We start from the raw sequence: 23,935 nt of genomic DNA on the forward strand, positions 1-23,935 counted from the left end.
GCGACCGGGCGCAGGCGGCGCGTGCCTGCGCTGCAGTTTAAGCTGCGCCTTGCGACAAGGCACGGACCATCTTTGTTACGCGATGTTTTAAAGCGCCGCGGTGAGGGCGAGGAATCCCCGGGTTGAGCTCTGGCGAGCCTTGTATACGCTGGCGAGGTCGGCCATCCTCCCGGTGCGAGTATTGGCAGGCGTGCAGATTCACCGAACGAACAAAGGAACCCCGATGGAAATTGTGCGAGTCCCGCTGCTCAACGCCAACGAAAATGAGCTGGAGCTGGTCGAGGTGATGGTCGCCGTGGGCGACGAGGTCCAGAAGGGCGATGTGCTCTGCACGGTGGAGTCGACCAAGGCGACTTTTGATGTGGAGGCGCCGGCGGCCGGGGTGGTGCGCGAGTGGCCGACGAAGGAGGGAAGTCGGGTGGAGGTCGGCGCGCTGCTCTGCGTGCTCACGGCCACGGCCGATGAGGCCTATGAGCTCAGCGCCGATGATGCCGCAAAAGCCGCCGAGAGCGGCGATTTTCGGGCCACGCGCAAAGCAAAAGAGCTGGCCGAGGCCCACGGCCTGGACTTGAATGAGGCCGGTCTCACCGGGGTGGTGCGTGAGCGCGATGTGCGGGCGCTTTTAGGTCAGTCGCAAGCAGAAGATGTGCAAAAAACCACCGAAGGTGCAGTCGGAGCGGGGAGGGTGCACCTGAGCGATCTGCAGGTGCGCCCGAGCGCCGAGCAGATGGTGATGTACGGCGCGGGCGGCCACGCCCGGGTGCTCATCGATATGATCCGTCAGGGCCGCCCGGACTGGGAGCTCCTGGCCGCACTCGACGACGGCCGCACCCCGCCGCTCGATGTCTTAGGCGTACCGATTGTTGGAAGCAGCGCCGAGCTCACCACCCTTCGCCAGGCCGGCGTACGTTTGGCCGCGCTCGGCATCGGCGCCGTCACCGACAACGCTCGCCGCGTCGGCCTGTATCAAAAGCTCGTGGACGCCGGTTTTCATGTGCCCAACCTGATTCACCCCGACGCCAGCGTCTCGGCGTCGGTGACGATGGGCCTGGGCAACCAGATCTTTGCCGGGGCTGTGGTCAGCGCCACGGTGCGCCTGGGCGATAACACGATCATCAACAGCGGGGCGGTCGTCTCCCACGACTGTGAGATCGGCTCCCACGCGCATATCACTCCCGGCGCGATCCTGGCCGGCAACGTCAAAGTCGGCGCCGGCGCGGTGGTCGGCATGGGCGTAACCGTCTACCTGGGTGTGACCATTGGCGAGGGCGCGATGATCGCCAACGGCGTGCACATCATGAGCGATGTGGCCCCGGGTGAGGTGATCAGGGCCTCGCGCTGAAGCGCTGGCGCCGCAGTCGCACCGGCTGACGCGGCGCGCGCATCGGCAGGAGCGCAAAGAGCAGCATCATATAAAAGGGCATCATCGGGATGCGATAGCGCGAGAGCGTCCCCATATTGGTGGTGGTCAGCCCCACCCCCAGCGCGAAGAGCAACACGAAGATCAGCGCAAAGACCAGCGGCGGGGAGCGCATGATCACCTGCCAGCTCTCGCGCGCCCCCCGGCGATAGAGCGCAAGGAGCAAAAGTCCCAGCACGAAGCTCATCTCCAGAGCGCTGATCAGCGCCATGATGTTGTTGGCTTCAAAGATAAAGGGCCGCGCCAGGGCGGTGATGAGCGCCAGTGGTGCAAGGGCGAGCTGGCCGGCGGCGCTGGTGGGGGCGGTGCTGGTCAGGGCGTAGGTTGAATCACCCGTGACGCGCTGCCCGACTTCCTGGAGGTGGTTGGCCTCTTCAACCAGGTTATCGAGCGCGTAGCGCGGGAAGATCTGCCCGATGCCGATCACCACCCCCATCGCCAGGGCCATGGCGACCACGAAATGGAAGGGGCGCAGCGTGAGCGCCTGCCCGCCGCTCAAGCGCAGCCCGCGCTGCCAGTAGTACCAGGCCCCCGCAGCGATGGCGAAAGGCCCCAGGATATAGGTTTTGACCAGCCCCATGATCACCGCCCCCACCCCCAGCGCAAGGCTCGCCCGCAGCGTGGAGCTCGACGTGTCGGTCAGCCGCACCAACCCGTAGGTCGCCGCCCCCAGCCCGATCATCGCGATGCTCTCTTTGAGGATGCCGCAGGACCAGAACACCGTGGAGGGCATCCACATCATGCCCACGATCATCCGCTGATGCAGGTGTTCGGGGAAGAGGGAGCGAAAGGCCCGAAACATCGCCAGTTTTCCGAAAAACGAGCCGATCGCCACCAGTAGACACGCCGCGTAGAGGGAGCCCTGGGTGAGGTAATTGAGCCAGGAGCCGATGCCGTACATCGTGGCGGTCGCCGGACTGGACTCATCGAGCCAGCCGAAATGGATGGTTTGCTGCTGGAAGAGCAGGGCCACCGCATCGGGAGCAAAGGCCCAGAAGTCCTCGCGCATGCCATCGGCGACCACGCCGCCGTGGCGGAAAAACGAGAGCATGTCGCCGTAGCCGTAGTAGTCGCGCGTGATAAAGACCTGGGCCAGCGCGGCGAAGAGGTGCAGCGCAAACGCGCCGACGATCAGCCCCTGCTCACGGCGCACGTAGCCCCGGAGCGCAAGGCCCAGGGCTCCCACCCCGAAGAGGATCGTGACGAAGCTGGGGATTAGTTCTAACATCCTGGCGAGTTCTCCGGGGCAACGTCTGGCCCATCGCATCGGGCGGCGCGGGGAGTAACATCGAGGCGCGGCTTTTTTATCCGCGCCTTCCTCTTCAACCACGCAGGAAGCGCGCATGGACGCCACGCAATCAGGTCCTCCCTCGACCTCGACTTCAACGGCAGGGCGACCGGTCAAGGTATGCCACATCATCACCGGCCTGGGAACCGGGGGGGCCGAGACCATGCTGACTCGCCTGATAGAAGGCCGCGATCCCCGCCGCTTTCCGACCACGGTGATAAGCCTGATGGATCGCGGTCAGATGGCCGAGCGCCTGGAAGCCGCCGGCGCTCCGGTTGAGACTCTGAACCTAAACCGCGGACGCCCCACTCCGGCCGCCCTCTTTCGACTGCGCCGGCTGGTCGAGCATCATAACCCCGACGTGATTCACGCCTGGATGTACCACGCCAACCTCGGGATCATGGCCGGCCTGGGCCGCCCCTTTGCCTGGAACATCCGCCAGTGCGTCTACGACCTGGCCGATGAGAGCCGGGGCACCCAGGCGGTGATTCGCCTGGGCGGGCTCTTGAGCCCGCAGGCCAGCGCCATCGTCTACAACTCCCGGCTCAGCCGCATTCAGCACCGCGCGCTGGGCTACAGTGAGCGGCGCGATGAGGTGATCCCCAACGGCTTTGACACCGCCACCTTTCGGCCCTCCGAGGAAGACTACCGCGAGGTGCGCCGCGAGCTGGGGCTTCCCACCGCCACGCCACTCATCGGCATGGTCGGCAGGCTTCATCCCATCAAAGATCACCCCAACCTCCTCGCCGCCATGACGATCGTGGCCGCCGAGCACCCCCAGGCGCGCCTGGTGCTCGTGGGACGCGGGCTCACCGAGGATAACGTCGAGCTGATGGACCAGCTGCGCGCCCTCGATCTCCACGATCGTGTGATCCTGCTCGGGGAGCGCCGCGACATCCCGCGCATCACCGCTGCGTTTGATGTGGCGGTGCTCAGCTCGAAGAGTGAGGGCTTCCCCAACGTGGTCGGTGAGGCGATGGCCTGTGGGGTGCCCGCCGCGGTCACCGACGTGGGCGATGCGGCCTGGCTTTTAGGTGAAGCCGGGCGCGTGGTGCCACCTCAAGATAGCGTGCAGCTGGCGCGGGCGATAAGCGAGCTATTGGCGATGGACGAGGTGGCGAGGCGGCAGCTGGGCCAGAAAGGACGCCGGCGTATCGTCGAAAACTTCTCTCTGGGAGCCATCGTGGCGCGCTACCACGCCCTCTACGCCCGCCTGGCGGGAGTCCGCTTCGAGGCGCCGGCCTACGCCCCACCTTCGGCCACGGAGCCCCACGCAGCCGATTCGCAAGCGCTCCCAACCCCTCAAACGCAAAACGCCTCAGAGTCGGCCGACGCCGAGCCCTGAGGCGCTTTGAAACGCACAAATCGTCGCCTGCCTTACACCTTGCTCAGCGCCTTATGCCGCCCGCTCTCAATGCGAATCACCTTGCTCGACGGCGCGCTCGGTCGGTAGGTCGGAATCAGCGCTTCCAGCCCCGCGCGCACGCTCTGATCGTCGCCCGCGCGGCCCGCGCTCATCAGCGCGTCGAAGGCGTCTTCCATCTCCACGAGCAGGTCGGCGGGCTCTTTGCCCATAAAGATCTTGGCGTGCGCCGTGGTGTCGACCTCCTCGCGATCCAGCGTCAACTCCTCAAAGAGCTTCTCGCCAGGGCGCACCCCGCAGAAGTCGATGGGGATCTCGTCTTCGCTAAACCCGCTGAGCCGAATCATATCGCGCGCCAGATCCACGATCTTAACCGGCTCGCCCATATCCAGAATGAAAAGATCGCCCTGCTTGAAGGTCGCCGCCTGCAGCACAAGCTGGGTGGCCTCGGGGATCGTCATAAAGTAGCGGGTCATCTCCGGGTGGGTCACCGTGACCGGGCCGCCGCGGGCGATCTGCTGGCGGAAGATGGGGATCACGCTGCCGTTGGAGCCCAGCACGTTGCCAAAACGCACGACGCTAAAACGCGTGGTGGCGCAGGTGTGGTTGAGGTGGCGCACCAGAAGCTCGGCCACCCGCTTGGTCGCCCCCATCACGCTGGTGGGGTTGACGGCCTTATCGGTGGAGATGAGCACAAAACGCGCGACCTTATACTCGGCGGCAAGGTTTGCGACGATCTCGGTGCCGCCGATGTTGTTCTGCACCGCCAGCGCCGGGTGCTCCTCCATCAGCGGGACATGCTTGTAGGCCGCGGCGTGCAACACCACATCGGGGCGATGCTGCTCAAAGACCTGACGCATGCGCTCCGCGTCGGTCACGTTGCCGATGGCCGCAAAGAGCTTGTCGTCGTGCTGCTCGCTGAGCTCGCGATGAATGAAAAAGAGGGGCGTCTCGGCGCAGTCCAGCAAGATGAGGCGCTCGGGGTTAAAACGCACCACCTGCCGGCAGATCTCCGAGCCGATGGAGCCGCCGGCGCCGGTCACAAGCACGCGTTTCCCTTCCAGCGAGCGGCCGATGGCGTAGGTATCCAGCTCCACCGGCGCGCGCCCCAGAAGGTCAGTGATCGCCACGTCGCGCAGCGCGTTGACCGAGACTTTGCCTTCGACCACGGCTTCAAAGGCCGGGACGATGCGGGTTTTTACGCCGGCGCGCTGCGCCTGCTCCACCACCCGGCGGATCTGGTCGCGGCTGGCCGAGGGCATGGCGATGATCAGCTCCTCGACCCCGTGCTTTTCGACGAGCTGCGCGAGCTTGTCGATGGGGCCGAGCACCGGCACACCGTGAATGCGCAGGCCGTGCTTGTAGGGATCGTCGTCTACAAAACCCACCGGCTGATACACGATCTGCCGGTTCTTCGAGATCTCCCGCACCAGGGTCTCACCGGTATCGCCAGCGCCGGAGATGAGCACCGGCACCGCCGGGCGATCGTCGCCCCAGGTGGCCAGCTTCTCGCGCAGAAGTCGCAGGCTGCCGCGCGCGCCGCCCAGCAAGATCAGTGAGAGCGCAAAGTCGAGCAGGTAGATCGAGCGGGGAAAATCAGCCGGGGTGAGCACCATCACGTTGAGCGCCAGATAGGCCAGTGAGGCCAGCGCCAGCGCCCGTGCCAGCGCGAGCACATCGTAGAGGCTCACATACTTCCACCACCCCTGAAACATGCGCAGCGCCCCGAAGACCACCGCCTTGGTGGCCAAGAGCGGCAAAAGCCCCGCCCACATCGCCGTCTGGTAGGGCGTCGGGATCGCGTAATCGAAGCGGATAAGGAAGGCGAGCAGGTAGGCCAGCGCAAAAAAGCCCAGATGCAGCGAGGCGATGATGCCTAAGCGCGCCCAGCGCGGAAGCCTCGGCAGCTGCCCCAGCCACGAGAAGAGCGATGATAACGTCATAATGACCACGTCTTTGATGAGGCTACGACAGGGCCTCAAAACCCCCGGAGACTCGCACGAGACCTTAAGGCGCTGCTGTCTTCCGCCGATACCGATGACCGGAGGCTAAGATCTACCGGACTCCAGGGTAGAGTTCAACGCACCCCGCGTAGCGCTTCGTTACGCCCCCCCTTGCGCTTCTTCCCCTTAACACGCACCGCCCCCCGGCTTCGCCCCCCGGCCCTCCTTTGTAGGTGAGTGTGACATCTCAGAAACTTGCGCCGGCGCGAGCGTAGCCTCCGCGCACATACTGCGCGTTGCCGAAGGCCAGCATCGGGAGAAAGATCATCGGCAAAAAGATCAGCCCCAGCCCCCAGAGCGCGTCTTTGCCAAAAGCCTCCGCGAGCGCCAGCGAGATGATGACCGTGGCCACCAGGTTGGCAATGGGCACAAAGAGCAGAATCACCCACCACATCTCTTTGCCGGTGATCTGCACCAGAATGATCACGTTGAGCACCGGGATCAGCGACATCCACCCCGGCTGGCCCGCCTTAGTGAAGATCTTCCACATGCTCACGGCCATCACCAGGAGGAGCGCCAGCGAAATCACCAGCGAGATGAGCAGGATGACCATCGCCACCCCGCTGCCGATGAGATCTTCGATCGGAAACTCGGGCTGGGCCTGGGCAATGAGCGCGAACGAGGTGAGGGCGTTGAGCATAACAAACTCCATGAAAAGCGTGGGGCAGACGTCGTGGATATCCGCCCATGATTGACAGGTAGGAACGCGCTCACGCTAGAGTGCTCCGCTTCACACTTCAAGCCCGCGACAGGCTGCGCCGCGTCGAGGCAGCCCGGCGCAGCGTTGATTGTTGGCCCACACTTCGTCAGCCTGTACGTGTTACATTTCGTGAAACGATCAGGCTGAGGCGCCTCCACCACGAGGCCTCACTCGCCGAGAAAAAGCTCTGGATACACCTATGTCGAAGATCCCCAGATCCCTGAGCACCGCCGCGCTGCTGGCGCTTCTCCTCGTCAGCTCCGGCTGCATTCAGAACAAACAATGCACCTCGGCGGCCGATTGTTTTGTCGGCGAGTTTTGCCAGGCGGGCGTGTGCCTCGAGCGCGAGGATTCGGAAGATCCCGACGCCGACGCTCCGGATGCCGATGCGTCCGACACCGATACTCTGGATGCGGAGAATCCCGACGCCAATACTCCGGATGCCGACGATCCCGACAGCGGCCTTCCTGACGTTGACGATCCCGACGCCGACGCGCCCGACGCCGACGCGCCAGATACCGACGATCCCGATGGCGGCGATGAAGAATTGATCTACGAGGGCTCCCTGATCCTGGAGAACGCCGCCGACGTGGAGGCCGCGCGCCCCTACACCGAGATCACCGGCGGGCTCACCTTCCAGGTCAACACCGACAACGTGACCTCCATTGAGCTTCCCGCCCTGCGCGAGGTGCGCGGGACGGTGATGATCAACAGCCTCTCCACCACCGAGTCGATCTCGCTGCCCTCACTGACGACGATCGGCCAGGGCTTTATGGGCTCGGGTAACGCCGCGTTGCGCTCGATTAACCTGCCGGTGCTCGAGACCATCGGCGGGGCGATGACCATCTCCAACACCGAGGCAAGCTCCCTCTACTTTCCAGAGCTTCGTCAGGTGGGCGGCTCGGTGTTTTTTTCCAACAACACCACGATCACGTCCGTGAGCATGCCTCTTCTGGAGTCGGTGGTGGGCGATCTCTCCCTGCTCAACCTCTCCTCGCTCCTTGAGCTCAGCCTGGGGTCGCTGCGCACGGTGGGAGGCACGCTGATGTTCGGCGGGCTGCAGGTCGATCGCATCGTGCTGGGACGACTTGAGCAGATCGGCCAGAGCCTCTCGCTCTACTCCAATGAACGCCTGGAAATCCTCTCCATGCCTCGCCTCCAGGAGCAGGGCGCGCTGGGAGATTCGGGCTCGAACTTGACCTTTAGCGTCTCGACCACCCCCCTGCTCGACACCCTGGAGATCGATGCGCTGCAGCAGGTCCACGGGCTCATTAACATCACCGGGATCACCGCCGCGCTTGTCGTGGAGTCCGATGCGTTGCAGGCGGTCGGTCATAACCTCGCGCTGAGCGGGAACCCGGGGATGATCGCCGTCGATCTGCCCGCGCTGGCCTCGGTCGGAAACAACCTGAGCATCGGGGTGAACGACGCCCTGGTCAGCGTGAGCTTACCCTCCTTGCAGGACGTGGCGGCCAACGTGTCGATCGGCGCCAACCCGCTGCTGTCCATTTGCCAGGTGCTCGAGATTCAGGAGCAGCTGGAAGACCAGGGCTGGGAGGGTGAGTTTGCCTCCGGCGGCAACCTGGCCGACAGCTGCAGCTGAGGCTGTCACCAAGGCGGCCACCGAGGCCGCATCCTGTTGAAAAAAGGGGGAATCGCGCGTTTGGGGGAGGAGGCGCTAATCGCCCGGTGCGTTGTGTCAAGACCCAAGGCGCGCTAAGCTCTCTCTTACCTCGATTTTTGTAACATTTTGAGTCAACGCGGGCTTTGATGCAGCGGCGCCTCCTCTGTGTTTCCGCGCAGCGAGTGACGCCGACAAAGCCCACCGTGAGGAGAGAGCGATGAGCAAAAGATACCTGCAGTACCGGGGCTGGTTGGGCGCCGGGTGTGTGGCGGCGGTAACGCTGATCGGAGCGCCGGCGTTTGCGGCGACCTTAAGCGGCGCGACCTTCTCAGCCGAGGCCGGCACCGCCGTCTCCAACATGGAAGTGCGCCTGTGGAAGGCCGGGGAGAAGGGCTACGGCATCGTCGACACCATCACCAGCGGAGCCGGCGGCGCCTACCAGTTCGAAGGCGTGGCCACGGGCACCTACAAGATCGACGCGCGCATGGGCCCGGGCCTCACCGGCCACTACGGCGACACCTGGTATGATGAGGCCGAGCCGATGAGCGAGGGCCTCTTCTTCTCGGATGCCGACGTGATCGAGGTCACCGAGGGCGACACCCTGGCCGATCTTAACGTCTACCTGCCCCTGACCGGCGGCTTCGACGGCCGCATCACCTCCCCGGCCGGCGTGGGCCTGCAGGGCATCGGGGTGCGCGCCGAGAGCATCGTCGATCATCGCTACCACCATAACCATTTTACAAAGCAGCAGGGCCCGGTCAGCGGCGCCTTCTCGATGCGCGGGTTGATCTCCACCGGCGACGGCCACAGCTACCGCCTGCTCCTCTACGATCCTCTGGGGCGCTATGAGACCCAGGTGCTCGACGGCCCCTTCAGCGTCACCGAAAGTTCTGCCGGCGCGCTGGGCAACTTCCCCCTGGTCGATATGGGCGCCGACGCCAACGAGCCCAACAACGAGGCGGCCGCCGGCGTGGCCATCGACGCCCTGCCCTACAGCAGTGAGGGGGCCATCATCACCCCCCGTGGCTCCGATGTGGATTATTACTGTGTGGAGGTCGACCCCGGCGATCGCCTCATCGCCCGCGCCCGCGCGCTGATCGAGGTCGACGGCCAGACCCGCGAGCACCCCTGGGTCGATCCCATCCTCTCGGTCTGGAACCCGGCCGGCCCGGCGCTCATCGCCTCCAACGACGACGATCCGGCCGGCGGCACCCTCTCCAGCCTGCTGGATACTGGCGAGCTTGAGGGCGGCCGTCACTGCTTCGTCGTCAGCACCTTTGGCGACGCCGACTGGACCGGCGCCGGCCAGCAATCCGCCGGCCGCTACGCCTTTGATGTGGAGATGGGCAACCGCCGCCCCTTCATCGAGGTCAGCCATGAAGAAGCCCCGCTGCCGGCCGAGATCACCGTCTCGGAGGGTGATCTCGTCGAGTTCTCCATGATCTACGGCGACATCGACGGCGACGTGCTCGATGTGAGCGTCGTGCACCTCGACGCGCTGGGCCAGGAGGTCGCCGGCACCCTTGCCCCCGGCGACCAGGGCGACGTCTACACCTGGGACGTCGCGCAGACCGCCGCGCCCAACGGACCTTTTGAGATCACCTTCATCGTCAGCGACGGCGAATACACCGCCGAGGCCACGGTCGTGGTCACCGTCGAGCAGGTCAACGTGGCCCCCGGCCTCCCCGTACTGCTCAGCCCCATCGCTGGCGAGCGCGTGAGCATCAACGCTGTGCCCTTGAGCTGGGAGAACGCCGTCGACGTCGACGAAGATCTCCTCACCTACGACGTCATGGTGCGCGAGAACTCCACCGAGAGCGAAGTCGGCCAGGACGTGACCGTCGATGAAGGCGCCGAGGGCCAGACCGAGTGGCGCACCGAAGCGCTCACCGAAAACGCGCTCGTCTACTGGCGCGTGCGCGCCTTCGACGGCGACCCGGCCACCGGCTACGGGATGTGGACCGACTGGGAGACCTTCCGCGTCGATACCACCAACGAGCCCCCGGGCATCCCCGAGATCCGCAAGCCTGTCCCGGGTGAGCTGGTGCTCTCCCTGACCCCGCGCATCTCCACCACCAAACCCGCCGACCCCGAAGACGACCCGGTCGCCATCCTCATGGAGATCGCCGAGGCTAGCAGCTTTGAGGAGGTGCTCGTCGCCAGCGGTGAAATCCCCGCCGACGACGCCGCTCAGGCCGTCGAGTGGACGGTCACCGAGGCCCTGACCGGCGGCCAGGAGTACTTCGTGCGCGCCCGCGCCACCGACGATCGCGGCGCCCAGAGCGACTGGTCCGAACCGCTGTCCTTCCGCGTGCGCGCCCCCGACTCGCTGACCGCCCCGGTGATCGGCGCGGAGATGGGCGCGCGCTGCTCCGGCGACTTCCTGATGAGCGAAGAGGGCCTGCTCGAATCGCTGACCGTCGACAACATCGACGCCAACGGCGACGCCCTGAGCTTCGAGCTTGAGATCAGCCGCGAAGACCAGGTCGTCTTCAGCAGCGAAACCCCGCAGAGCGAGGGCGCCCAGACCACCATCGCCATCGACGAAGGCACCTTCAGCGAGCCCGGCACCTACCTGGTACGCGTGCGCGCCATCGGCGGCGGCGAAGAGGGCCCCTGGAGCGAGTGCACCCCTCGCCTCGTCGCCGACGAAGAGCAGCCCGAAGAGCCCGAAGGCCCCCGGGTCACCATCACCGACCAGGAAGACGGCTGCGGCTGCACCTCCACCTCCGGCTCCGGTCAGGGCTCCGCCCTGGCACTGCTGCTGGGCTGGCTGCTGATCACCCGTCGGCGTAAGCGCGACGCGTAAGCTGCCGGCCGGTAGCTAAAACCGTACTTAAAAAGCCCCTGGCGAGCCTACGCTTCGCCAGGGGCTTTTTCGTTCAGGGAGCGTAAGTGCAAAACATGGGGTAGGTGTTTAAGAGATCGCCCTCGCGACCTCCCTCGGCCTCGACGACCCGCTGTACGCGTGTGGGCTCCTTGCACTGGAAATGCGCCACATTGTACTTCTAGCAGCCGAGTTCAGAGGTGTTCTTCAAAACATCTCCGCATCGGCAAAGACGGCTTGTATGAAACCGTAGCCCTCATGAACCCCACCTGTGACGGTCAAAACCTCACACCCTGTCTTAGCGGTGTGGGCGGGACCGTGCGCCAGTCCAACAGAAGAGACGTTATGAGCGACGGATTGTGCGACATCCATATTGCAGGGTTTGGTTCGCTGGCCGACGTGCGGCTTCAACCGGGGCGACTCACGGTGCTCATCGGGGCGAACGGCTCGGGAAAATCAAACGTCTTGCGAGCGCTGCGCATGGTTCCGCTGATTCGGACCGGCTCGCTCCAACGTTTTGTGGCCGAGGCGGGAGGTGCCTCCGCCTTGCTTTATTACGGCCCTAAACGCACCCCTGCCATCACTCTCAAACTTGAGTTTTTACAGGGCGAAAACCGCCATATTTATGAAGCCCGACTGGGCTTTGCCGCGGGCGATAAACTCGTATTTCTGGACGAGCAGGTCGGCTACCAGCCAACCCCCGACGCAGAATTGCACCTTACTTCACTGGGGGCCGGGCACTGGGAGTCGGAGATCCGGATGGCTTCCGATGGTGATAGTAACGCTCGCGCGGTCAACGACTGGCTCTCTCAGCTCACCTTTTTTCATGTTCACGATACGTCGATGACGTCCGCGCTCCGCACCCACGCTCGTGCGGAAGACGACCGCTACCTTCGCTCCGACGGTAGCAACCTCGCCGCCTACCTCTTCCGGCTTCAACAAAGCGACGACGAGGCCGACCGCAAAGCCTGGCGACGGATCAACCGCTTCGTCAGCCGTATTGTCCCGGCCGTAAAAGAGCTCGCGCCCACTCCGGTTAACGCTACGACGCTTCGGCTCGACTGGATCGACGATCAGGATGAGCGCTTTGGCGTCCACCAGCTCTCCGATGGAACGTTGCGCGCCATTGCCCTCATCACCGCACTGGCACAGCCGACGGCGCATTTGCCCAGATTCATAAGCATCGACGAGCCCGAACTCGGATTGCATCCGGCCGCCATCCGCACGCTCGCGGAGCTGGCGCGTTCGGTCTCGCGCCACACCCAGGTGCTTTTCGCGACACAGTCCACCGCCTTTCTCGATCATTTTGATCCAGCCGAGGTGGTGGTCGTCGAGCGTCAAAACGGTGCCAGCACCTTGCATCGTCTGGATGAGGCGCAACTGGCCTCGTGGATGGAGGATTACAGCCTCTCCGAGATCTTTGACAAAGGCGTCATCGGAGGGCGGCCTTAATGCGTCTGATCATTGTCGTCGAAGGGCCAACCGAGGAGGACTTTGTTAAGGAGTCACTGGTCGGCCACCTCGCACATTATGGCGTCTTTGCTTCCGCCACGGTTGTGGGAAAGGAGATGGCATATCGGCGAGGGCACCGCCCTGGCACTCCTGTTAAATTGGCTGCTGATCACCGGCGGCGTAAGCGCGACGCGTAAGTGGTTCGCGAAGCTCCCCCGACGACAAAACCCCCGGCGCATCGTGAATGCGCCGGGGGTTTTTACATCTAACGAATGTTTAAATTATTAAAGCTGAAGTTTACTTGCAGCCATTTTTGGCACAGGTGATTCGAGAGCTTGAGTTTACCCAATGGGTGGGGTGCTTTGTTGTATCTGCGCCACATCCAGTTTTTCCGCCCTTGCTTCCCTTGTGAACTTCGCCTGTTGGGGTGTGTTTTACGGCCATGATAAAACCCTCCAATATTCTGCGTTATGATTAATGCGTGTGTTGAATCTTAAAGCCTCGTTTTCAATTATGCAAGGGGCTGTGTATTTGGTCAGTGTGAAGTTCGAGGCGCATTCAATGGCAGTAAGCTGATTGTACGAATAGTGAAAAATATCATTAAATAAAATATAAACTACGCACTGAAAAACCCCACCAACTCCTCCCTCCGCGCCGCCGCGTCCTCATACCCCATCTCAATAAGCTCGCCGGTGTACTGCCCGTCGAAGAGCACGTAGCTCAAGAGATCGCTCTCGCGCCCCCCCTCGGCCTCGGTGGCCCGCTGGCCGATCCGCCGCAGCGGCGCCGAGCCCCAGAAGTCGTCCGGCAGGGTCTTCGCGAGGTTTGCGGCCAGCTCCCCCAGATCGCGGCTCGGGCGCAATAGCAAAGGCTCAACGACCCGGTAGCCCTGCCCGCGGTGGGCGCGGATCACCTCGTTGAAGGTGGGCAAGAAGGTGTCCTCGCCAAAGGCTTCTTCCCCGTAGCGCAGCATGGCGTTGACGCGGTTGAGCACGCTCAAATCGTAGTCGAGCGGGTCGAGCAGAAGCGCGTCGAGCACCTTGCCCAGCACGTACGAGAGGTTGGGGTGCTCCACCTTGCGCAAATGCTCCGGCACCGGGGTCATATGCCGACCCCGGGCATGGGGAGGCTCGGACTTTAGGGAAATCACGAGCAGGCGATCCGCCCCCAGGCGCAGCGCCGGGGAGATCGGCGTGTTCTGGCGCAGCGCCCCGTCGCAGTACCAGCGCCCGTGCACCTGCACCGAGGGAAAAAGCATCGGGATCGCCGCGCTCGCCAGGACCTTTTTGGGCGTGATCGGCCCGGCCCGGGCAATGCGCCGGCGGTCGCGCGTCCAGGGCGGCACGGGCTGTTGCGACTGCACAAAGACCGTGGTCTGCCCCGAGACGATGTCGGTCGCCGAGACCGACGCCGCCAGCAGATGCCCGCTTTTTAAGTTGTGTTCAATGCGCCGAAAGGGGATCTCGTGGCGCACCAGCCGGTCGAAGAAGCCCGTGTGCAAAAATCCCCCCGGGCGGCTCGTATCGCTGAGCGCGAGCTGCGCGCGCCGCAGCGGCCCCGGCAGCTTCGACTCCACCAGGTAGTGGTAGAGCAGCCTCCCGACCTCGGGGTAGGAGAAGCGGATCACCTCCTGAAAGTTCAGCGCGCGCCAGAGGTGCTCCAGACGCGCCGCGCAGTAGTGGGGCTCGTCCAGGGTGGCCGCCACCCAGGCGGCGTTGATGGCGCCGACGCTCGTGCCGCTGATGATGTCAAAACGCGGCGCATGCCCCAGCTCCGCCGGCAGCGCGTGCATGATGTAGCGCAGCACCCCCACCTCATACGCCCCCCGCGCCCCGCCCCCGGAGAGCACCAGCGCCCGGCGCGGCCCGTCTTTTAACGCATTCGTTGATGAGCTTTTACGTGAGTTTGTGTTCAAAACAGCAACATCGTCAGTGGGTTAGCGTGACCCCGGGTCGGTCGCGCGTGATCTCGTCCGGCCCGAAGCCGGGGCAGGGTGGGGCGTTCCTACGGGCGCGGAAAGCCCGATCGCCGCCCAGCCTAACACGTCGTGAGCAGATGTTGATGTCGCTGGATGCGAAATCGAGAGCGACGCAGGCAAGGCGCAAATCGCAGGCGATGCTTTAGCATCGTCGAGGCTTTGCAACGCGGCATGCGTTGTTCTCGATGCAGCAGACGCGGCAGCAACGATAGCTTACGACGTTACAACACGCGGCTTATGCGCCCGCGTAGCCACGATGCGCCCCTTATGCGAGGTTGGAGTCGCTGACGATCGGCCGATGATAGCGATGATGAGGAGCCAAACATGAGCAGCGAGAACACGATCACCTGGCAGGACTTTGAAAAAGTGCACCTGCGCGCCGGCACCATCGTGCGCGCCGAGCCCTTCCCCGAGGCGCGCCGCCCCGCCTACAAGGTCTGGGTGCGCTTTGGCGAGGGCGACGTGCGCAAATCCAGCGCCCAGATCACCGAGCGTTATTCGCCCGAAGAGCTCGTGGGCACGCGCGTGATCTGCGTGACCAACTTCCCGGCCAAACAGATCGGCCCCATCCGCTCCGAGGTGCTCATCTGCGGCTTTGAAGACGCCGGGGGCGCCATTGTGCTGGCCAGGCCCGATGGCGAGGTGCCCGACGGGGCCCGTCTCAAGTAGATGCGCGACGCTGATGTGTATGTAGCTGAGGTAGACGTATGAAGTTTAGCTTTGGACTCCTCGATCGCCTGCGTTTCTGGGTGGAGCGCGCGCTGATCCGCGGCCCCCACATCCAGCTCCTGGTGGTGGCGGCCGTGGTGGCGTTGGTCGCGCTCCTGGGCGGGCTGGCCGTGCTGCCCCCGGGCGCCAACGGCGACGGTCTTGAAAATTCGGTGTGGTGGGCGTTTCTGCGCCTGACCGACCCGGGCTATCTCGGCGACGACCAGGGCGCCTGGCGCCGCGTGGTGGCCACCCTGCTGACCCTGGCGGGCTATGTGCTCTTTATGGGCACGCTGGTCGCGATCATGACCGGCTGGCTTCTGCGCTCGATGCGCACCCTGGAGCGCGGGCTCACCCCGGTGGTCATGGAGGACCATTTTGTAGTCCTGGGCTGGACCGACCGCACCGTGCCGCTGCTTCAGGAACTGCTGCTCTCCACCTATCGCGTTCGCCACTTTCTGGCCGGCCTGGGCGGCGGCCGGCGCGCCCGCATCGTCACCCTGGTCGAAGAGCTCGACGACGAAATTTTAGAGGAGATCCGCCAGGATCACGTCGTCGGACCCCGCGCCTCCGAGGTGGTGCTGCGCTCGGGCTCGGGCATCAACGCCGAGCACCTGCGCCGGGTGGCCGCCGTGCACGCCGCCGCCGTGATCGTGCCCTCCCCTCAGGAACAAGAACCCGGGGAGGTCAGCGCCGATGTGGAGGTCATCAAAATCCTCCTCTCCCTCGACGGCCAGGTCCGCGCCGCCGGGGAGCCCCACCCCTATGTGGTGATCGAGCTTCAGGAGCCGCGCCATGAGGAGGTCGCGCGCCGCGCCTACGGCGGTCCCCTGGAGGTGGTTAGCAGCAGCCAGCTCATCGGCCGTTTGATGGCCCAGAACCTGCGCCACCCGGGCCTCTCGCGCGTCTACAACGAGCTCTTAAGTCCCGAGATCGGCAGTGAGGTCTTCGTCCGCCACCACAACACACTCGCCGGCAAAACACTGGCCGAGGCGGCGAGGCATTTTGAACGTGCGATCCTCTGCGGGGTGGTGCGCAGCACCGAGGGTGGGTTTGAGAACCACCTGGCCCCCGGCCCCGACTTTAAGCTGGCCGCCGGCGACGCGCTGGTGCTCATCGCCCCCACCTACCGCGACGCCGCCCCCTCCGAAGATCCCTGGCGTGGCGCGGGCCGCCGCCTCAAACGCGTGAGCCCCGAGCCCCTGCTGGAGCTCGACCACGGCGGTCGCCGCGTGCTCGTGCTGGGCTGGAGCGAAAAGGTGCCCGCGCTCCTGGCCGAGCTGCGCTCCTACGGCACCTTCACCGTCACGGTGGTCTCGTCCTTGCCCATCGCCGATCGCCTGGAGCGCCTGCGCTACCAGGGCCTGGAGCTCCCCGAGCGCTTCTGCCGCCACATCGAGGTCGACTACACCCACTGGGGCGACGAGGGGGCCAGCGAGATCGCCGGCGCCGACCACGTCATCTTCATGAGCAGCGATCGCCTCGTCAGCGGCGAAGAGGCCGACGCCCGCACCATCATGGGCTACCTCTCGCTGGAAGAGACGCTGAATCTGCCGCGCAAGCGCGGCCGCCCCGCGCTCCAGCCCCTCGTCGAGCTGAGCGACCCTCATAATAAGACGCTGATTGGCGAGCGGGTGGGGGAGGTGATGATCAGCCCGAGCTTGCTGAGTCATGTGCTGGCGCAGGTGGCGCTTCGCCGCGAGTTGTCGGCGATCCTCGACGAGCTCTTCACCGCCGGCGGCGCCGAGGTGGGCTTTCGCCAGCTCGACGAATACGCCCTTGAGCCGGGGATCTTTAGCTTTGAGGAGCTCGAAGAGGAGGCCGCGCGCCGCGCCGAGGTGTTTCTGGGCGTCGATCGCCGCGCCCCGGCCCGGGAGGGCAAAGGGTCGGCCCCCGGCGCGACGCTGGAGCTCAACCCGGAGCGCGGTCGGAGCTGGGAGGTCTCCGCCCACGATCGCCTGGTGGTGATGACCCGCGTGGCGCGCCGCCCCCCCAATGTGTAGGGGCGGGTCTTATGCCTGATTTGGGCTTTCCCCCCACGTCGTAGGGGCGGGCCTTGTGCCCGCCCCGGGCTCCTGAACCGGTCGCCGCCCCCGAGACGAGGGGGGTGACCTCCCCCCCGAGCCGGTCATGGAGCCATTTTTTTGCGCCGCTGAGGCTCCGAAGCCACCCGGGCACCGGGAGAGGGGGTAGGTGACCTCCCCCCCTTGCCGTGCCTCGAACGCCCTGGCAGGGAGGTGACCTCCCCCCCTTGCCGTGCCTCGAACGCCCTGGCAGGGAGGTGACCTCCCCCCCTTGCCACCCCTCGAGCCATTTTTTTGCGCCGCTAAGGCTCCGAAGCCGATCGCCGAGCCCGAGAGGGGGTAGGTGACCTCCCCCCCTTGCCGTGCCTCGAACGCCCGGGCAGGTAGGTGACCTCCCCCCCTTGCCGTGCCTCGAACGCCCGGGCAGGGAGGTGACCTCCCCCCCTTGCCACCCCTCGAGCCATTTTTTTGCGCCGCTAAGGCTCCCAAGCCACCCGGGCACCCGAAGAGGAGGCAGGTGACCTCCCCTCGCCACTCCCCCTTGCTCCGAAGGCCGCCGGCGGCGACGATGCCCCCGCTTACGCAAAGTGTATTAAGCCGACCCCCCACCGGAGATCCCCATGCTCACCGTCCACCACCTCAACAACTCCCGCTCCCACCGTATCCTCTGGCTGCTCGAAGAGCTCGGCTGCGACTACGAGATCAAACACTACGAGCGCGACCCGGCCACCATGCTCGCCACGCCCGAGCTGCGCGCGATCCACCCGCTGGGGAAATCCCCCGTGATCACCGACGGCGACATCACCGTGGCCGAATCCGGCGCCATCATCGAATACCTGGTAGAGCGCTACGGGGAGGGCCGCCTGCGCCCGCCGGCCGACACCCCCGAGCGCCTGCGCTACACCTACTGGATGCACTACGCCGAAGGCTCGGCGATGAGCCCGCTGCTCCTCAAGATCGTCTTCCACGAGATCGGCCGCCAGGGCCCGCTGATCGCCCGCCCCCTGCTCAAAGGCATCTCGGCGATGGTGAACAAAGAGTTCATCAACCCCGAGCTCAAAAAACACATGAAGTACTGGGAGTCCGAGCTGGCCAGCCGCCCCTATTTCTGCGGCGAGGAGTTCAGCGCGGCCGATATCCAGATGAGCTTCCCCCTGGAGGCGGCCACCGCGCGCGGGGACGTCAGCGCCTACCCGCACATCCGGGCCATGGTCGAAACGCTGCGCCAGCGCGAGGCTTATCAGCGCGCGATTGAGCGGGGCGGCGAATATTCTCTGGCCTTCTGAGTCTTTACGACACGCACCCTTTTCGGGTGACACGAACGCGCCGGAGCCCCCGCATGAGCACACCACGTCCTCTCCCCGATCCCGAAACCATCGAGCGCACCCTGGCGCGAAGCCGCCGCGGTCGCCTGCCCCTGTGGGTGGGCTCGACGCTGGTGGTGGGGGGAATCATCGCCTCGGTGGCCTGGTGGCAGTGGCCCCGCGAGGAGCCGATTCACTGGCAAACCCGGCCCGCCGAGCGCGGTGATATCATCGTCTCGGCCAGCGCCACCGGCACCGTGGAGGCGCGGCGCACCGTGACCATCGGCGCCGAGATCTCCGGCAAGCTCGCCACGGTCGACGTCGACAAGAACGAGGAGGTGGAGGTGGGCCAGGTGCTCGCCACCTTTGATACCACCGTGCTCGAGAGCCAGCTCGCGCTGGCGCGCGCCGGGCTGGCCTCCTCCCAGGCCTCGTTGCGCCGCGCCCGGGCCTCGCTCGATGAGGCCGAGGGCGAAGAGCGGCGCACCCGCGCCCTGGTCGAGCGCGAGGTCGGCGCGCTGGCCGAGCTGGAGGCCGCGATTGCCCGCACGCTGCGCGCCCGCGCCGACCTCGATCAGTCCCGCGCCGATCTGCAGCGCGCCCGCGCCCAGGTCGACGACGTGCAGACCCAGCTTGAGCGCGCCACGATCACCTCCCCCATCGACGGCGTCATCCTGGCTCGCCATGTGGAGCCGGGTATGACCGTCGCCTCTTCGCTGCAGGCCCCCGAGCTCTTTTTAGCCGCCGAAGATCTGGCGAAGATGCGCCTGCAGGTCTGGGTCGACGAGGCCGACGTGGGCCTCGTAAAGCCCGGCCAGCAGGCCACCTTCACCGTCAGCGCCTGGCCCGGGCAGACCTTCGACGCCACCGTCGAATCCCTTGATCTGGCGCCCACGCTCACCGAAAACGTCGTCACCTACGTCGCCGAGCTCTCGGTCGATAACAGCGAGCGCCTGCTGCGCCCCGGGATGAGCGCGGCGGTCACCATCGTCACCGAAACCCTCACCGACGTGCTGCGCGTGCCCAACGCCGCGCTGCGCTTCACCCCGCCCGCCCCCGACGAAGACGCGCGCCCCGGCGGCGGGCTGCTACCGCGCTTCGGCCGCTGGGGCGGGCGAGGCGGCGGCGCGGCCCAGGGCGTGGGCACCGTTTATGTGCTGGAGAACGGGATGCCCACCGAGCTCCGGGTGCACACCGGCCGCAGCGACGGCCGCTTTACCCAGATCACCTCCGGAGAGCTCGAAGACGGCACCGAACTGCTCATCGGCTTCACCGAAGGGCCACCGCCCGAGCGCGAAGGACTTGAAGGGAAGGGCGATCGCTCTTCTTCCGGAAACCCAGCCGGAAAAACATCCGAGAAGACATCCGGGAAAAAGGGGGGCCAGCGGTGAGCGCCCTCCACCCCCCTCAGACCCCTGAGCCCACCCCCATCATCGAGCTGCGCGACGTCCGCAAGATCTACGGCGAAGGCAACACCGAGGTCCGCGCCCTCGACGGCGTCGATGTGGCCATCCACCCCGGGGAGTTCGTCGCCGTGATGGGCCCCAGCGGCTCGGGCAAATCCACCTGCATGAACATCATCGGGTGCCTCGACTCCCCCTCCAGCGGCCAGTACCGCTTCTGCGGCCTGGATGTGGCGCGCTACGACCGCGACCAGCTCGCGCTTCTGCGCCGCAATTACCTGGGTTTCATCTTCCAGAGCTTCAATCTCATCGCCCGCACCACCGCACTCGAAAACGTGGAGCTCCCCCTGATCTACAAGGGCGTCGCGCCGTCTGAGCGCCGCCCCCGCGCGCTGCGCGCGCTCGCCAGCGTGGGGCTGGGCGCCCGCGCCGACCACACCCCCGCAGAGCTCTCCGGCGGCCAGCAGCAGCGCGTGGCCATCGCCCGCGCGCTGGTCACCGAGCCCACGCTTCTGTTGGCCGACGAGCCCACCGGCAACCTCGACACCACCACCACGCTCGAGGTCATCGAGCTCCTCAAAACGCTCAACCGCGAGCAGGGCATCACCATCGTGCTCGTGACCCACGAGCCGGAAGTCGCCATGCACGCCCGGCGAGTGTTGTGGTTTGTCGATGGCACGCTGCGCGCCGATGGGCCGCCTGAGGAGGTGCTCGCATGAGAATGCGCGACACGCTCACGATGGCCTTTGTCGCCATCGCCCGAAACAAAGTGCGCTCGGTGCTCACCGCGCTCGGGATCGTCATCGGCGTGGCCAGCGTCATCGCCATGGTACACCTGGGCCAGGCCGCCACGCGCAGCGTCACCGAGAGCATCAGCTCGATGGGCTCCAACCTCCTGATCGTGCAGACCGGCCGGGGCCGCGGCCGCGGAGGCGTGCGCGGGGCGGCCACCGCCTTTAGCCACGAAGACGTCGAGCTGATGGCCCGCCAGATCCCCGGCGTACTCGTCGCGCCGCAGGCCAACACCCAGGCCACGCTGGTCTACGGCGGCATCAACCACTCCGCGTCGGTGATGGGCACGACCAACGACTTTTTTGCGATCCGCAACTGGGAGCTTGCCCGAGGCCGCCTCTTCGACGCCGAGGAGCAGGAGAGCGCGGCGACCGTCTGTGTGATCGGTCACACCGTGGCCACGACCATGTTTGGGGCCGGAGAGCCCCTGGGCCAGACCTTGCGTGTGGGTCGGAGTGCCTGCCAGATCATCGGCGTGCTCGCCAGCAAAGGCGCCTCCCTCGGTCAGGATCTCGACGACGTGGTGGTCATGCCCACCCTCGCTGTGCAACGCCGGCTGATCGGCAACCTGGACGTGCGCTCGATCTACGTCTCGGCGCTTGTCGACGGCAGCACCACGCGGGTCAAAGCCGACATCGAGCGCTTTCTGCGCGAGCGCCGCCCCGCCGCCGGCGAAGACAGCTTCTACGTACGCGACATGCAAGAGGTCGCCGACACACTCGCCGGCACCACCCGCACCCTCACGCTGTTGCTCGGCGCGATCGCCGCGGTCAGCCTGCTCGTCGGCGGCATCGGCATCATGAACATCATGCTCGTCTCGGTCACCGAACGAACCCGCGAGATCGGCATCCGCATCGCCATCGGCGCCCGCGTGCGCGATGTGCTCGTGCAATTTTTGGTGGAAGCCGTCGCCATCTCGACGCTCGGCGGCCTCATCGGCGTGATGCTCGGCATCGGCGGCACCTACCTCGCCACCGACAAGATGGGACTTCCCTTCGTGCTCTCCACCGAGACCATGCTCGTGGGCTTTGGATTTTCGGCAGTGATCGGCGTGGTTTTTGGTTTTGTGCCGGCCCGAAAGGCCGCCCGACTCAACCCCATTGAGGCGCTTCGCCATGAATGACCGTAGTAAGAAGGGCGGCCGACGCGTGACTCGAAGAGCCGGGAGCATAAAAGGAGCCGCCGCCGCGATCGGACTTCTGATGATCGCGGGAAGCGCGCCGGCCCTCGCCCAGACCTCCCCCTCTTCTTATGAAGAAGCGAACCAGAGCGCCGCGAACGACCCCCTGAACTGGCTCACCCCCGATCAGGTCGTCGAACTGGTCCTGCGCCAGAGCCCCGATCTGGAGCGCGCGCGCATCGAAGAAGAGCGCGCCCGCGAGCTTGTTCTAAGCGAAGAGCACGAGCGCACACCTGTCTTCAGCGCAGATGCCGGCTACCGCTACGGCCAGTTCCCCGATCTCTCCGCCCAGGGAACGCGCTTGATCGACTCCAGCGCCTTGAGCCTGGCCGGCCGCCTCTCCCATACCCTGCCCATCGGCACGCGGGTGGCGTTGAGCGCGTCTTTAAACAGGGCTGTGCGTGACTCGGTGGTGCTGGGGGATCTGGGCGTGGCCTACGACGCCGGCATCGCCGCAGAAGTCACCCAGCCCCTCCTGCGCGGCGCGGGTCGCGATGTGGTCGATGCCGCGCTCCTCTCTGCGCGCCGCGCCGAGGAGCTGCGCCTGGCCCAGAGCGATGAGCTTACGAACGCCCTCCTCTATGAGAGCCTCACCACCTACTGGGATCTGTGGCTCGCGCAACGCTCGCTGGAGATCCAACAGGGCGCGCGCCGCTTAGCCGAGCAGAGCCTGCAGGAGGCCACGGTGCGTCTGGAGGCCGGCGCCGCCGCACCCGCTGACCTCATCCCCCTACGCATCGAGATCGCCCGCGCCGAAGAGGCGCTACTCGCCGCACGCACCCGCGTCGACGAGCGAAGCCTCACCTTATCCCGACAGCTGGGGCTCGCCACCGACACCTCTCTACGCGCCCGCTCCGAAGCCCCCTCCATCCCCGATCTCCCCGAGAGCGATCGCGCATTGGAGCGCTACGAAGCGAACTCCCCCGAACTTCAACGCCTCACCATCGCCCTGGAAGACGCCCGCCAGCAGGCCGCACTCGCCAGGAACAACGCGCGCCCGGCGCTGGACGCCGTCGGATCTTTTCAACTCGACGGCCTCGGCCGCTCCACCCCCGATGCCCTGGCGCAGATCGGCCGCGCCGAAGGCTACGTCGCCTTCGTAGGCCTGCGCCTGGAACTCCCCATCATCAACCGCGCCCGTCAGGCCGATGCCCGACGCGCCGAGCTCGCGGTGCGCGCCGCCGAACACGATCTCGAGCAGGCCCGCGCCGACGCGCGACACACCATCACCTCTCTTCTCAATGAAGCCCGCGCCGCCCGCACCCGCGCCGAACTCGCCAGGCAAACCGCCGAGCTCACCCGCGAAAACGTCGCCGCCCAACGCGCCCGCTTCGAAACCGGCCGCGGAACAGCCTTTGAAGTCGTCGACGCCCTCCAACGCCTCCAGGAGGCAGAAGAGCGCGTCGTCGAGGCCGACCTCGAACTCATGCGCCACACCCTTGCCCTCCAGCAACTCACCGGAACCCTTCCGGACATACCCTGATGATCCTCCCGATCAGCTCGGTGATCGTCCGCGATCACCCGCCAAACCGACAATACAACCCATTTCCGCCCAAAGGAGATCGCAATACGACAAAATTATGGCGTTTCGGGGCCGTTTTGAACGTCGATTCCAATATTTCTGCAATCGGTGGAAAAACCTGTTGACACAAATCACCCCGATGCATAACTTCCGACTCCTCGACGCGGTGCTGCTCCTCGGAGCCACTCGCTGAGAGAGGCCGATAGCCACCGACGATGACGAAACTTTTTCGAAATCGGGCTTGACGCCAACGAGGTCCGGACTTAGTGTCCGCCTCCGCTCAACGCGACGCCAACACGGGCCGCAGCGAGCAACGTCAACATGGCTTTTCGAAATTTTAGAAACTT

At 65.6% G+C, this 23,935-nt stretch carries 16 protein-coding genes; 12 read left to right on the plus strand and 4 right to left on the minus strand.

Translation table 11 applies throughout. The annotated features are described in order from the left end of the window. The first annotated feature begins 223 nt into the window (after nt 1-223). Nucleotides 224-1,342: a NeuD/PglB/VioB family sugar acetyltransferase gene (locus tag FRC98_RS18270; RefSeq protein ID WP_146982867.1), complete on the plus strand. Its 1,119-nt coding sequence runs from the start codon at nt 224-226 to the stop codon at nt 1,340-1,342. Here the strand turns inward: FRC98_RS18270 and FRC98_RS18275 are convergent. Further along, nucleotides 1,326-2,648, minus strand: a complete 1,323-nt coding sequence (locus FRC98_RS18275; RefSeq protein ID WP_146982868.1) for a hypothetical protein — start codon at nt 2,646-2,648, stop codon at nt 1,326-1,328. The two genes, FRC98_RS18270 and FRC98_RS18275, sit on opposite strands and share 17 nt — an antisense overlap. A 115-nt stretch (nt 2,649-2,763) precedes the next feature. Here FRC98_RS18275 and FRC98_RS18280 point away from each other — a divergent pair, with 115 nt between their 5' ends. Continuing rightward, complete coding sequence (locus FRC98_RS18280; RefSeq protein ID WP_146982869.1) at nt 2,764-4,053, plus strand: glycosyltransferase family 4 protein; 1,290 nt, start codon at nt 2,764-2,766, stop codon at nt 4,051-4,053. Nucleotides 4,054-4,085: 32 nt separating this feature from the next. Here FRC98_RS18280 and FRC98_RS18285 read toward each other — a convergent pair whose 3' ends face one another. Both FRC98_RS18285 and FRC98_RS18290 read right to left on the minus strand, forming a co-directional pair. Beyond that, a complete protein-coding gene (locus tag FRC98_RS18285; protein ID WP_146982870.1) occupies nt 4,086-6,014 on the minus strand; it encodes a polysaccharide biosynthesis protein in 1,929 nt (642 codons plus the stop codon). 247 nt (nt 6,015-6,261) lie between these two features. Then, a complete protein-coding gene (locus FRC98_RS18290) occupies nt 6,262-6,714 on the minus strand; it encodes a DUF5684 domain-containing protein (RefSeq protein WP_230467769.1) in 453 nt (150 codons plus the stop codon). 259 nt (nt 6,715-6,973) lie between these two features. Here FRC98_RS18290 and FRC98_RS18295 point away from each other — a divergent pair, with 259 nt between their 5' ends. The 3 genes from FRC98_RS18295 to FRC98_RS18305 all read left to right on the plus strand — a co-directional run bounded on the left by FRC98_RS18295 (nt 6,974) and on the right by FRC98_RS18305 (nt 12,677). Further along, nucleotides 6,974-8,377, plus strand: coding sequence for a leucine-rich repeat domain-containing protein (locus FRC98_RS18295; RefSeq protein ID WP_146982871.1), 1,404 nt, complete (start codon nt 6,974-6,976; stop codon nt 8,375-8,377). A gap of 238 nt (nt 8,378-8,615) precedes the next feature. Continuing rightward, on the plus strand, nt 8,616-11,207 hold the full coding sequence (locus FRC98_RS18300) for an MYXO-CTERM sorting domain-containing protein (protein WP_146982872.1): 2,592 nt from the start codon (nt 8,616-8,618) through the stop codon (nt 11,205-11,207). 363 nt (nt 11,208-11,570) lie between these two features. Continuing rightward, nucleotides 11,571-12,677: an AAA family ATPase gene (locus FRC98_RS18305; RefSeq protein WP_230467770.1), complete on the plus strand. Its 1,107-nt coding sequence runs from the start codon at nt 11,571-11,573 to the stop codon at nt 12,675-12,677. 616 nt (nt 12,678-13,293) lie between these two features. On the opposite strand, the gene FRC98_RS18310 is transcribed toward FRC98_RS18305, so the two are convergent. Continuing rightward, the gene (locus FRC98_RS18310) at nt 13,294-14,592 is read right to left on the minus strand and encodes a patatin-like phospholipase family protein (RefSeq protein ID WP_146982874.1); all 1,299 of its coding nucleotides are present in this window, start codon (nt 14,590-14,592) and stop codon (nt 13,294-13,296) included. 387 nt (nt 14,593-14,979) lie between these two features. Between FRC98_RS18310 and FRC98_RS18315 the strand changes: the two genes are divergently transcribed. The 7 genes from FRC98_RS18315 to FRC98_RS18345 all read left to right on the plus strand — a co-directional run bounded on the left by FRC98_RS18315 (nt 14,980) and on the right by FRC98_RS18345 (nt 23,549). Continuing rightward, nucleotides 14,980-15,324, plus strand: coding sequence for a tRNA-binding protein (locus tag FRC98_RS18315; protein WP_146982875.1), 345 nt, complete (start codon nt 14,980-14,982; stop codon nt 15,322-15,324). A 38-nt stretch (nt 15,325-15,362) separates the two neighbouring features. After that, nucleotides 15,363-17,366 (plus strand): CASTOR/POLLUX-related putative ion channel, encoded by a 2,004-nt coding sequence (locus tag FRC98_RS18320; protein ID WP_146982876.1) that lies wholly within the window; start codon nt 15,363-15,365, stop codon nt 17,364-17,366. Between the two features lie 641 nt (nt 17,367-18,007). Then, nucleotides 18,008-18,673 (plus strand): glutathione S-transferase family protein, encoded by a 666-nt coding sequence (locus tag FRC98_RS18325; RefSeq protein WP_146982877.1) that lies wholly within the window; start codon nt 18,008-18,010, stop codon nt 18,671-18,673. 53 nt (nt 18,674-18,726) lie between these two features. Next, nucleotides 18,727-20,082, plus strand: coding sequence for an efflux RND transporter periplasmic adaptor subunit (locus FRC98_RS18330; RefSeq protein WP_146982878.1), 1,356 nt, complete (start codon nt 18,727-18,729; stop codon nt 20,080-20,082). Beyond that, a complete protein-coding gene (locus tag FRC98_RS18335; protein WP_146982879.1) occupies nt 20,079-20,813 on the plus strand; it encodes an ABC transporter ATP-binding protein in 735 nt (244 codons plus the stop codon). Before FRC98_RS18330 ends, FRC98_RS18335 begins: the two co-directional genes overlap by 4 nt. Then, nucleotides 20,810-22,009 carry an ABC transporter permease gene (locus FRC98_RS18340; RefSeq protein ID WP_146982880.1) on the plus strand — a complete coding sequence of 400 codons (1,200 nt, stop codon included), beginning with the start codon at nt 20,810-20,812 and terminating at the stop codon, nt 22,007-22,009. Before FRC98_RS18335 ends, FRC98_RS18340 begins: the two co-directional genes overlap by 4 nt. Nucleotides 22,010-22,088: 79 nt before the next feature. Further along, nucleotides 22,089-23,549 (plus strand): TolC family protein, encoded by a 1,461-nt coding sequence (locus FRC98_RS18345; RefSeq protein WP_230467771.1) that lies wholly within the window; start codon nt 22,089-22,091, stop codon nt 23,547-23,549. Nucleotides 23,550-23,935: the final 386 nt, after the last annotated feature.

The organism is Lujinxingia vulgaris (assembly GCF_007997015.1).
Taxonomy (GTDB): domain Bacteria; phylum Myxococcota_A; class Bradymonadia; order Bradymonadales; family Bradymonadaceae; genus Lujinxingia; species Lujinxingia vulgaris.

What these genes read in the sequence shown, in the direction of transcription:
- FRC98_RS18270 (WP_146982867.1), top strand. Translation starts at nt 224, where the DNA reads ATGGAAATTGTGCGAGTCCCGCTGCTCAACGCCAACGAAAATGAGCTG.
- FRC98_RS18275 (WP_146982868.1), bottom strand. Translation starts at nt 2,648, where the DNA reads ATGTTAGAACTAATCCCCAGCTTCGTCACGATCCTCTTCGGGGTGGGA.
- FRC98_RS18280 (WP_146982869.1), top strand. Translation starts at nt 2,764, where the DNA reads ATGGACGCCACGCAATCAGGTCCTCCCTCGACCTCGACTTCAACGGCA.
- FRC98_RS18285 (WP_146982870.1), bottom strand. Translation starts at nt 6,014, where the DNA reads ATGACGTTATCATCGCTCTTCTCGTGGCTGGGGCAGCTGCCGAGGCTT.
- FRC98_RS18290 (WP_230467769.1), bottom strand. Translation starts at nt 6,714, where the DNA reads ATGCTCAACGCCCTCACCTCGTTCGCGCTCATTGCCCAGGCCCAGCCC.
- FRC98_RS18295 (WP_146982871.1), top strand. Translation starts at nt 6,974, where the DNA reads ATGTCGAAGATCCCCAGATCCCTGAGCACCGCCGCGCTGCTGGCGCTT.
- FRC98_RS18300 (WP_146982872.1), top strand. Translation starts at nt 8,616, where the DNA reads ATGAGCAAAAGATACCTGCAGTACCGGGGCTGGTTGGGCGCCGGGTGT.
- FRC98_RS18305 (WP_230467770.1), top strand. Translation starts at nt 11,571, where the DNA reads ATGAGCGACGGATTGTGCGACATCCATATTGCAGGGTTTGGTTCGCTG.
- FRC98_RS18315 (WP_146982875.1), top strand. Translation starts at nt 14,980, where the DNA reads ATGAGCAGCGAGAACACGATCACCTGGCAGGACTTTGAAAAAGTGCAC.
- FRC98_RS18320 (WP_146982876.1), top strand. Translation starts at nt 15,363, where the DNA reads ATGAAGTTTAGCTTTGGACTCCTCGATCGCCTGCGTTTCTGGGTGGAG.
- FRC98_RS18325 (WP_146982877.1), top strand. Translation starts at nt 18,008, where the DNA reads ATGCTCACCGTCCACCACCTCAACAACTCCCGCTCCCACCGTATCCTC.
- FRC98_RS18330 (WP_146982878.1), top strand. Translation starts at nt 18,727, where the DNA reads ATGAGCACACCACGTCCTCTCCCCGATCCCGAAACCATCGAGCGCACC.
- FRC98_RS18340 (WP_146982880.1), top strand. Translation starts at nt 20,810, where the DNA reads ATGAGAATGCGCGACACGCTCACGATGGCCTTTGTCGCCATCGCCCGA.
- FRC98_RS18345 (WP_230467771.1), top strand. Translation starts at nt 22,089, where the DNA reads ATGATCGCGGGAAGCGCGCCGGCCCTCGCCCAGACCTCCCCCTCTTCT.